Annotated in this window: 3 protein-coding genes and 1 pseudogene; all 4 read right to left on the bottom strand. The window is 31.4% G+C overall.

The features are described 5' to 3' along the window. Window positions 1-436, bottom strand: a pseudogene (locus QZZ48_RS10245) (ATP-dependent metallopeptidase FtsH/Yme1/Tma family protein); the annotation flags it as partial. Then, complete coding sequence (gene mtaB, locus QZZ48_RS10240; RefSeq protein WP_294965267.1) at window positions 423-1,670, bottom strand: tRNA (N(6)-L-threonylcarbamoyladenosine(37)-C(2))-methylthiotransferase MtaB; 1,248 nt, start codon at window positions 1,668-1,670, stop codon at window positions 423-425. The pseudogene QZZ48_RS10245 and the gene mtaB, both read right to left, overlap by 14 nt. After that, window positions 1,671-3,311, bottom strand: a complete 1,641-nt coding sequence (locus tag QZZ48_RS10235) for a mechanosensitive ion channel domain-containing protein (protein WP_294965264.1) — start codon at window positions 3,309-3,311, stop codon at window positions 1,671-1,673. Continuing rightward, complete coding sequence (gene aroB, locus QZZ48_RS10230) at window positions 3,312-4,313, bottom strand: 3-dehydroquinate synthase (protein ID WP_294965262.1); 1,002 nt, start codon at window positions 4,311-4,313, stop codon at window positions 3,312-3,314. It lies immediately after the preceding gene. Window positions 4,314-4,315 lie beyond the last annotated feature (2 nt).

The raw sequence follows: 4,315 nt of genomic DNA, 5'->3' as shown, positions 1-4,315 counted from the left end.
CATCACTTTTTATAGCTTCTACAGGAGAGTTTTGACTTATATCTATTCTTGAGCCTGATTGAACTCCATCACCTTCCAAAATTGGTGAGCGTTTTTGCCACCATCTAAGAAAAAGTGTTCCTAGTCCTAAAAATAATACTGCGAATAGAATATATACAAGTATACTAGAGTCAGAATCTACTTCTACCTTATAATCAACAAACATTTGTGGAGTAACTTGAGAAGATGCAATTTTATAAAACTCTGTTTGTGTTTTTAAATATACATAATCTCTAGTGACAGTAACATTTTTAACAGTATGGTTTTCAAGTATAGATTGTGCATCGCGTAGAGTAATTTCAGAAGCATTATCTCTTAGTATCGCAAATAAGACTAAAGCTATTATGATAAAAGCTGAAACATATAGTAAAACCCTGTTAATTTTAGAGCTTGGCATGATTAAATTCTCCTCTAACTTCATAGTTTTGTATATTTACCCAGTTACCGAGTAAATCTTCATCTGATTCAACCACTATCTTGTTAAAGTGTTGATCATGACCAATAAATAATGAATCCTTTTGACTCTCTAGTAAAACTTCAAGCTCGCCGCTAAAAGCTTTTCTAAAATCTAAGTTCTTACCCTTTATAATTGCTTCTAATTCATGTAAACGTTCTTTTGCTACTTTACCATTAACTTCTGGTTTTAGAGTTGCAGATGGTGTTCCATCTCGTTTAGAATATGAAAAAGAGTGCAGATGAGTAAGTGGTAAAGCTCTTACATTTATCATAGCTTCATCCCAAAGTTCTTGTGTCTCTCCTGGATGACCTGTAATAAAATCAGTACCTATTGCAAAACCTTTAGATGCTAACAACTCAAAAAGTTCTCTATCTTGCTTGTAAACATTTCTTCTGTTCATAATTTTTAGCATCTGAGGTGATGTATGTTGAAGTGCGATATGTAGATGTTTTTCAAGCCATGGTTCGCCTAATATTTCTTTAAACTCATCACTGATCTGTATAGGTTCAACACTTCCAAGTCTAATACGCCTTACACCACGAATCTGAGATATTTTTTTCATTAGTTTTGCTACTGAACTTCCAGTTTTTTGTCCATAACTTCCAACATTTGTACCAGTTAAAATAAACTCACCAAAACCATTTAGAGCTAGTCTAGTTATTTGTTCTAGTATTCGATCTTCATCCATACTTCTAGCATCACCACGAACAAATGGGATAATACAATATGAACAACGGAAGTTACAACCCTCTTGAATCTTTATAAATGCCCTACTTTTACCAACAAAGTCATCTACAACAGCTTCATCAACATGATTTAAATCACCTGGGTCATAAAAAGGTTTTTCAGAAGAAAGGAGAGTATCAATTTTTAGTTTTTCACTCTGTCCAAAAACACCGTGAACTCTTCCCTCTTCAAGAAGGCTTTCTCCTTTAGTATGTGCTCCACAACCAGTTAAAAACACCTTTGCATCCATTGTTTTTTCAACATGAGAAAGATATGAGCGAACATGAGAGTCAGCTCCGTTTGTAACTGTACATGAGTTAATAACAACAGCATCTGCTTGAGATTCATCTTGTGTTATCTCATAATCTTTTAAAGCACCTATCATTACCTGAGAGTCATAAAGATTTGTTCTACATCCAAAGGTTTTAAAAAAAACTTTTTTCTTCACTTAAACAACCTCGCTAGTATCAAAAGGAGCTTCTCTTCTCTCATCTTGAAGGTGTAATTTTTGTGTAGGGTATGCAATAGTAATATCATCTTCTTTATTAAATGCATCTACAATCTCAAGAGATATAACACTTCTAAGTGTTAGTGTTGCATAAGCATTAGTTAAATACCATGAATCAATAGATATACCATTTTCTTGAATAAAAGAAAATATTCTTGGTTCAACATTAGTGTTTTTAAGACTATACTGATTTCTAAGTTTATTTAACTGCTTTCTTGTAATATCAGTATATCCCTTAGAATATTTTTTCACTATCTCTTTGGCTAGGTGCATCGCTTTTTTATGATTTGAATCAAATGATATTGTTAGGGCAACACCATCCCAAACAGTCTTTAAAGAGCTGTGAGTGTAGTTAGCAATCATATTTGTAAAAACATAATTATTTGGTACAAATATTATTCTACCCGCTCTTCTATTTTTCGTAATTGCTGTCAGTGTGATATCTTCAAGTATAGTCATACGAAGAAGTGAAATATCCATAACATCACCAACATACTTCATACCGTCCATATCTACTCTTATTCTATCTCCAACATGTATACTTCCACCAATTACAATAACTAACCAACCAAGCATACTCATAAACCAATCTTTCATAGCAATTGCAATACCCGCAGATGCAAAACCTAGTATGGTTACAAGATAACTAGCATTTTCAATATAGTTAAAAAATATAATCAAAATAATAAGAGTAACGTTGATAAATGTAATAATTTTATTTGCCATGTAAAATCGTTCATTATCTGTAATATATTTTTTAACAAAAAACTTCAGTAAAAAGAATATTATAAAAACAACAAGAACAACAACCCCAATTTTTCCAAGTTTTAGGACTTGGACTTCAATGCCTTTATTTATATTAATCTCAATTATTTCTAGTCTTTTTTGGTAAACCTCGGCTGTCACTTCCATAGTCTCTAAGGCTGTTTCAAATCTTTCTAACTGTTTGATTTTTATCTCTGTGGCTTTAACATACTTTTTATCTATATCTAATGTAGCTACTTCAGTATAAATATTAATTTCTTTTTCTAAAAGAGTTATTAACTCTGCGAGTTTATTTTTTCTATTTATATAGTCATTGTAATCTGCATTAAGAGTTTTTATAAGAGAAATACCAGTAAAAATATCAAATGGATCTGTAATATCCAACTTCTCTTCAATATTTGGAGGCGTAATTATTTTTGAAAATGGAGCAGTGTCTTTTTCTTTTAACTTTTCAATCTGAGAAGTTAAAATCTTCTCTTTTGAGATTAATGCACTGAGTTCATCTTCTTGACTTGGAGTTTTTTTTCTTCTTTTTTGAAGATATTTTATACGTTTTTTTATCTTTTGTAGTGAATTCCTTACATCTAAAGAAGTTAAATACGAGGCATAACTTTTACTCCATACTTTTTCTTTTGATATCTCATCTTCAAATTTTTGTAAAAGAGTTAAGTATTCAGAAATTTTATTTATTCTATCTTGTTCTTTATCTAGTTCATATTGTGCTAGTTCAGATTCACTAAGTATTATTTTATTAACATCAAGTTCTGCATATAAAAAAGAAGTGAAAAGTAAAAATAAAAATAATATTTTCTTCATTTACACTTCTCCAAATTGATTTAGTACATCTATAACTGTTTGCATCTCGATAGTATCTGTGATTTTCACATCACCTATTCCTACTGGAATAATAAATGTTATATTTGTATCTGAACTCTTTTTATCTAAAAAGAATGTCTCATAAAAGCTGCTAGAGCTTTCAACATTGTATGATGTAGGAAGATTATATTTTTTCAGTAAATTTTCAACCCTCAAAGCTTCATCTTTACTCATCAAGTCCAAGCTAACTGCAGTTTCATTTGCCATAACCATACCAATAGCTACAGCTTCTCCATGTAAAAATCTTTTGTATTTAGTTTCATTTTCTATAACATGACCAAAAGTATGACCGTAGTTAAGAGCAACTCTGATACCATGCTCTTTTTCATCTTTTGCTACAACATCTGCTTTTGTTTGTACAGCTTGCTTTATTGCCTCTTGAAGAACTTCAGAATCATTTAAATCAGCAATTTCTAAAAAGTCAAAAAAGTCTTTGTTAAAAGTCACAGCCATCTTAACAATCTCTGCAACACCTGCACCAAATTCACGAGAAGGAAGTGTTGTTAAAAAATGAGAATCTATTAAAACAGTACGAGGTTGATGAAAAGCTCCTATAAGATTTTTTCCATAAGAGTTATTCATGCCTGTTTTGCCGCCTACACTTGCATCTACTTGAGAAAGTAGAGTTGTGGGTATTTGAACAAAATCTATCCCTCTTTGATAGATGCTAGCAGCATAACCAGTCATATCCCCAATAACTCCGCCCCCAAATGCTATAAGTAATGATTTACGATTAAAACGATGGTTAAAAAGAGATTCTAAAATAGTATTGATACTTTCTTGATTTTTATACTCTTCTCCATCTGGCACTGTGATTATATAAAGTTCTTTCGCAGTGATTTTACTCAGTAAGTATGCTAGATGCAAACCAGCAACTTTTGGGTTTGTAACTATCGCTACTTTTGTGTCAAAATGAGTTTTACAAAGGGAGTCAATATTAATAT

Origin of the sequence: Sulfurimonas sp., from assembly GCF_016744025.1 — a bacterium.
Classification (GTDB): Bacteria; Campylobacterota; Campylobacteria; order Campylobacterales; family Sulfurimonadaceae; genus Sulfurimonas.
Note: the sequence above shows the minus strand (reverse complement) of the source record. Positions and strands in the feature narration are given on the sequence as shown.